The 5,948-nt window shown below is 58.0% G+C and carries 4 protein-coding genes and 1 pseudogene; 4 read left to right on the top strand and 1 reads right to left on the bottom strand.

Translation table 11 applies throughout. From position 1 onward, the window contains the following. Window positions 1-344 precede the first annotated feature (344 nt). Both ubiC and ubiA read left to right on the top strand, forming a co-directional pair. On the top strand, window positions 345-878 hold the full coding sequence (gene ubiC, locus CINSTRO3249_RS11680) for a chorismate lyase (RefSeq protein ID WP_074013407.1): 534 nt from the start codon (window positions 345-347) through the stop codon (window positions 876-878). Between the two features lie 12 nt (window positions 879-890). After that, window positions 891-1,763: a 4-hydroxybenzoate octaprenyltransferase gene (ubiA, locus tag CINSTRO3249_RS11675; RefSeq protein WP_074013406.1), complete on the top strand. Its 873-nt coding sequence runs from the start codon at window positions 891-893 to the stop codon at window positions 1,761-1,763. Window positions 1,764-2,142: 379 nt separating this feature from the next. Here ubiA and plsB read toward each other — a convergent pair whose 3' ends face one another. Further along, a complete protein-coding gene (gene plsB / locus CINSTRO3249_RS11670; RefSeq protein ID WP_074013405.1) occupies window positions 2,143-4,602 on the bottom strand; it encodes a glycerol-3-phosphate 1-O-acyltransferase PlsB in 2,460 nt (819 codons plus the stop codon). A gap of 352 nt (window positions 4,603-4,954) precedes the next feature. Here plsB and lexA point away from each other — a divergent pair, with 352 nt between their 5' ends. Together lexA and CINSTRO3249_RS11660 are read left to right on the top strand one after the other, a co-directional pair. Further along, window positions 4,955-5,563 (top strand): transcriptional repressor LexA, encoded by a 609-nt coding sequence (gene lexA / locus CINSTRO3249_RS11665; protein ID WP_074013404.1) that lies wholly within the window; start codon window positions 4,955-4,957, stop codon window positions 5,561-5,563. Between the two features lie 40 nt (window positions 5,564-5,603). Beyond that, a pseudogene (locus CINSTRO3249_RS11660) lies at window positions 5,604-5,789 on the top strand (transposase domain-containing protein); the annotation flags it as partial. Window positions 5,790-5,948 lie beyond the last annotated feature (159 nt).

The raw sequence follows: 5,948 nt of genomic DNA, 5'->3' as shown, positions 1-5,948 counted from the left end.
CGTCATATGCTGTTTAACCAGCGTCTGATATCGGCGGGTAAGGCGAGAGTCAATCCCGCCAACAGATAGGTTGAAATCATTCTGCAAAGTAATAACAGGTATCACGATAAATGTGTAGATACCTATGTCCCTGATGTGTAGATACCTATGCTCCTACGGGAGGCCTTTTTTTTCCGACAGACGGTCATGAGCGTGGTGTTTTTACCGCTGAGCGCGCCTACTGTTCATCGTCGGGTTGCCGTGGCCCGGAGTGGTGCATTGCGCGCTGAATTGTGTGTGCGGCATGTCAATGAACGGAGGTTCTGGGCTACAATGAAATCTTTGAATACGGGAGCGCGAACCCTATGCAGGATCAGGCCATAGTGGCGCTACTTGACGGTATTCGCTGGCTCCAGGCGCCGCCGGCGTGGCCCGATGACGCCACGCGAAGCTGGCTGACCGAGCGCGGGTCGATGACCCGGCGCCTTGAAAAGCACTGCGGGCACATTCGCGTCCGGCGCTTTCGTGAAGGGTTTGTCCCCGCCTGCATCGAAGCGGGGGAGGCGGCGCTATTGCCGGACTGCGGGCGATTCTGGCTGCGGGAGGTGGTGCTGTATGGCCATGACCGTCCTTGGTTGACCGCCCGCACGTTGGTGCCCGCCGCCACAGAGGCGGGGCCGGCGCAGCAGGTGCTGAGTCTGGGGGATGTGCCGCTGGGGCAATGGCTGTTCCGCCACCGGCCGCCGGCGCGGGACGTTATCCAATTCGGCCGGGTCGGTACCTTGTGGGCGCGGCGTGCGCGTCTGCGGCTTCCCGAGGGGCAACCGCTGCTGCTGACGGAAGCGTTTTTACCCGACTGCCCGCTGTATGCCAGCGGCGATGATGTGCCTGAAAAGTAAAGGAGAATTCCGTTGGATCACAGTCTGACACAGGATAGATGGCAGGCATGGTGCCGTTTGATGCGAATCGATAAGCCTATCGGCTCGCTGCTGCTGCTGTGGCCGACGCTATGGGCTTTGTGGCTGGCGGGCATGGCTATACCCGCGCTGGGAACGTTAACGGTATTTATTCTGGGTGTGTTTTTCATGCGCGCCGCCGGCTGCGTGATAAACGATTACGCGGACCGTAAAATCGACGGTCAGGTCAAACGCACCCGCGCCCGCCCGTTGCCCAGCGGCGCGATAGTCGAAAAAGAAGCCAAGCTGTTGTTCGGCGCGCTGGTGGGCATCTCTTTTGCGCTGGTGTTGACGTTAAACAGCATGACCATTGCGCTGTCGACGGTGGCGCTGGCGTTAGCCTGGGTCTATCCGTTCATGAAGCGGTATACGCATTTGCCGCAGCTGGTGCTGGGGGCGGCGTTCGGCTGGTCGATACCGATGGCGTTCACCGCAGTGAGTGAGTCCTTACCTTTAATCTGTTGGCTGCTGTTCCTGGCGAATATTACCTGGACGGTGGCTTACGACACCCAATATGCCATGGTGGATCGGGATGATGATCTGCGTATCGGCGTCAAATCCACCGCCATCCTGTTTGGGCGTTTCGATAAGCTTATTATCGGATTGTTGCAGTTGGCGACGCTACTGCTGCTGGGCGTTGTCGGCTGGCAGCTCGGGCTTGGCAGGAGTTACTTTCTGGCCCTGACGGGCGCGGCGGGGTTATTTCTCTGGCAGCAAAAGCTCATCGCCGACCGTGAACGGGAGGCCTGTTTCCGGGCGTTTTTAAATAATAATCTCGTCGGGATGCTGATCTTTATCGGCATTTTGCTGAGTTTACTGCCCCATTGAACCCCTCTGTAACGCCTATTCCAGCGCCCGTTCGCGGCGCTTGCGCCTGTGCGCTCTCAAGCGGGACAGAGGTGCCGGCGCGTATAAGCGAACGCCGGCGGTAATCGGCGCCGGCGAGGTATTTGGTAGGACGGCGGCGCGATGCAATAGCTGCTGGGCGTTACGACAGAGGTCGCTGGCGCGTATAAGAGAACGCCGGCGGTAATCGGCGCCGGGCGAGGTGTTTACTCAGGCGGCGGCGCGATGCCCTAGCTGCTGGGCGTGACGACAGAGGTCGCTGGCGCGTTAAGAGAACGCCGGCGGTGATCGGCGCCGGCGAGGTGTTTGTTAGGATGGCGGCGCGCTGCCCTAGCCGCTGGGCGTTAGGGCAGCGTAGCGGCTATTCCGCCGGCAGCGCCGCGCTAGCCGGTCCGTTCGCCAGCAAACTGGCGCTTTCGATAGTGCCAAGCACGTCGGGGGTAATTAATTCACTGAGGATGTCGCACATCTCGTTGACCTTTTCGTCAATGGCATCGCCGGTATCGCTGATATATTCCTCGGCGCGCAGCGTCGCCACCAGCGTTGAGAATACCGCTTTATCGAAAAACTCCGGTGCATTAATGCCGTGCAGTACCGATAGCCGCTGAGCCATAATCCGGCTCTCTTTTTCCAACGTGCCGCGGTTAAGCTGTGGATTGGCGCGCAATAAGGAAAAGGTAATGGCGTAACGCTGCAACGTCTCGCTGACGCTTGCGGCCAATAGCTGCAGGAGATGCAGACGTGTGTGCGCCGGATACAGCCACGTTTCCTGCACCTCTACCAGTCCCTGACGCGCCAGTTCGGCGATAAGATTGTCGATGACCGGCGGTAAATCCTGCTTGCTGTATCTCATGAACAATTCCGCTTTTAACAGCGGATAAAGAAGCGTGATCCGCTGCTGCAGCTGGGCGCGTTCGATGCCCGGATGGCCGCAAATAATACAGGCCACCAGTGACGGCAGGATCAGGAGATGCTGAATATTGTTGCGGTAATAGGTCATCAGCACGGCCTGATCGCGCGACAAGCAGATGATATCGCCGATGGTGTCATGCTCGACGGTAAATTTGTTCATCGCCAGCGCATGGGCTAACAGCGCCTCCGGCGTCAAATCGGGTACCGTGATGTCCGGCGCATAAGGCACATTGCGCAGTAGCTCAAGATAGCAGGCCAGCTGCGACAGCAACTGCGGGCGGGTCAGCGAGCGCTGGCGCGAGGCCAGTAGCACGCTGGAGCACAAATTGATGGCGTTGGCGGCGGCAGCGTTGTTGATCCGCACCATGAGGGTGGCGGCAATCTCATCCACCGCCGGCGCCAGCCAGCCGGGTCGCTGGGCTTCTATGGGGTCGATGGAGTCACGCCACTGCGGTACTTGCTGCGAGAGCCAGGTGGCCAGGGGCAGGGGATCGCCAAAGTTGACATAACCCTGGCCGAGATTGCGCAGCTTGCGCAATCCGCGCATCATTTGCCAAAGCCCCTCTTTCTCTTTGGCCGCGCCGCGCAATTCTTTCGCATAGGTCGCCACTTCCATCACATGTTCATAGCCGACGTAAATCGGCACCAGGGTGATGGGGCGATTACCCCCGCGCATCATGGCCTGGATAGTCATGGTCAGCGTGCCGGTTTTCGGCTCCAGCAGCCGCCCGGTCCGGGACCGGCCGCCTTCGACGAAATACTCCACCGAATAGCCGCGGATAAACAACTCGCCCAGGTACTCGCGGAAAATGGTGGAATAAAGCTTGTTACCTTTGAACGTGCGGCGGATGAAAAACGCCCCCAGGCGGCGGAAAATCGGCCCTGCCGGCCAGAAATTAAGATTAATGCCGGCGGCGATATGGGGCGGCACCAACCCCTGATGGTAAAGCACATAGGAAAGCAGCAGATAATCCATATGGCTGCGGTGGCAGGGCACATAGACAATTTCGTGGCCTTCTTCGGCCAGCTGACGCACCCGCTCGGCGTTGCGTACGTGCAGCCCTTGATACAATCGGTTCCAGGTCCAGCTCAAAACCCGGTCGGAGAGGCGGATAGCTTCATACGAGAAGTCGGCGGCGATTTCCTCCATGAGTTCGACTGCGTTCTGCTGCGCCTTTTCTACCGAAATCTTCTTGCTGCGCGCCTCATCTTCCACCGCTTTTTCGATGGCTTTAGACGCCAGCAGCTTATTGAACAGATCCTGGCGTACCGGTAGCCGCGGCCCCGCCGCCACTAACCGCTGCCGGGCGAAGTGAATGCGCGCCACCCGGGCTAGTTTCTGGGCGATAGACTTGTCGGTGCCGTGCTCGGTGGCCATATAGCGCAATGACAACGGGCGCGAAAAACGCACGAAACTATCGCGCCCGAGCCACAGCACCGCGAAAAACTTTTCGATACCGTTTAGCAGACGCAACTGCGGTGCCGGCTGGTTGGTTTGCGACTCCCTGCCGGGTGAACGGCCGAACATGACCGATACCGGCACCAGTTGCACATCCAGGGCGGGATTCGAGCGGTGCAGATCGAGGTAATTATGAAACAGCGAAACGGATTGCGGCTTTTCCGCGTACCACGACAGCACGCGCGGCCCGTCATGGATAAAAACGTAGCGCGGTAGCGTTACGCCGTCGATATTCAGCGGCGTCAGTGGGTCAGGCAGACCTTGTTTCAAGCATTGCATACGCAGGGTGAGCAGGTCTGCTTTGGAATTATAGGGCAGCACATACATCATAGGCTGCTGGGGATCGAGGCCGGCTTCAGCGCGCGGATCGGCCGGAATAACTTTACTTCTTACCAGCAACTTTAGCGGTAAATCCAACAACGTATAATAAATTCTACGCCAACCTGACATATCTTTGTGAAGCCTCTTGTTAGCAATGCGATGCAAGCATACCAGAAACCGCGCGGCGGATCTGTGGCGGCGCCAGCGTCTGGGGCCGCAGCGCGTGCAAATTAATGCCCGCCGGGGTTGAGTTCCCTGACACTCACCGGCTATCTGCACGCGGCGAGAGGGTAACCGGGGGGACGCGGCCAGAGCGTAAGCGCTGCCACCTGCTTGTTCTCCAGGCGCCCGGATGCCGCAACGCGACGGCATGGGACTTATATTATCGTGAATGACACCCTATTTCGCGCGTTTTCGGTTTTCAATTGGCAATGACCTGTATATACTCTCAGAAAGACTGTATAAACAAACAGGGGACGGAATGAAAGCGCTAACCACCAGACAACAAGAGGTTTTTGACCTGATCCGCGACCATATCACGCAGACCGGCATGCCCCCCACGCGTGCCGAGATTGCGTCGCGTCTGGGGTTTCGTTCGCCCAATGCGGCGGAAGAGCATTTGAAAGCGCTGGCACGCAAGGGCGCCATTGAAATTGTTTCCGGCGCGTCGCGCGGCATTCGTCTGATGATAGAAGAAGAAAGCGGTTTGCCGCTGATTGGGCGTGTGGCCGCCGGCGAGCCCTTGCTGGCCACGCAGCACATTGAAAGCCACTATCAGGTAGATCCCGCTTTATTCAAGCCCCATGCGGATTTCCTGCTGCGGGTCAGCGGTATGTCGATGAAGGATATCGGCATTATGGATGGCGACCTGCTGGCGGTGCACAAAACGCAGGATGCCCGTAATGGTCAGGTCGTTGTGGCGCGCATTGACGATGATGTTACCGTCAAACGGCTGAAACGCCAGGGCAACATCGTAGAATTGTTGCCGGAAAACAGTGAGTTTGACCCCATTGTGGTGGACCTGCGGCAGCAAGAGCTGACCATTGAAGGGTTAGCGGTTGGGGTAATACGCAACGGCAACTGGCTGTAAACCGAGTGCGGTGGGGGTGAGCGCAATGTGTCCCCCCGCTTATCTGTTCTTCGGCTCTGACAAAGGCGGCGAGGCAGCGGCGATCATCTACAGCCTCCTGGGCACCTGCAAACTGAACGGCGTTGAGCCCGAGGCCTGGTTGCGTGATGTGATCAGCAAGATCAGCGACTGGCAGTCGAACCGAGTGCACGAACTGCTGCCCTGGAACCTCTCAATCGTAAAATAATATTTACACTACGGCCCTCGTGGGGCGCTTACAAATAATCTGTGTAAATGGCATTTTTAGCAAAACCTTTAAAGGACTACAAAATGCCTATCAGCAACGATCTTATTGACCAATTGCTCCAGGATTGCCACTCCCCTCAGGACCTGTTGGGGGAATCAG

It is taken from the genome of Candidatus Sodalis sp. SoCistrobi, assembly GCF_900143145.1.
GTDB lineage: Bacteria > Pseudomonadota > Gammaproteobacteria > Enterobacterales > Enterobacteriaceae > SoCistrobi.
The sequence above is the reverse complement of the archived record's forward strand: the minus strand, read 5'-3'. Positions and strand labels throughout refer to the sequence as shown.

Coding starts and splice junctions, on each gene's coding strand:
- ubiC (WP_074013407.1), top strand. CDS start 345: ATGCAGGATCAGGCCATAGTGGCGCTACTTGACGGTATTCGCTGGCTC.
- plsB (WP_074013405.1), bottom strand. CDS start 4,602: ATGTCAGGTTGGCGTAGAATTTATTATACGTTGTTGGATTTACCGCTA.
- lexA (WP_074013404.1), top strand. CDS start 4,955: ATGAAAGCGCTAACCACCAGACAACAAGAGGTTTTTGACCTGATCCGC.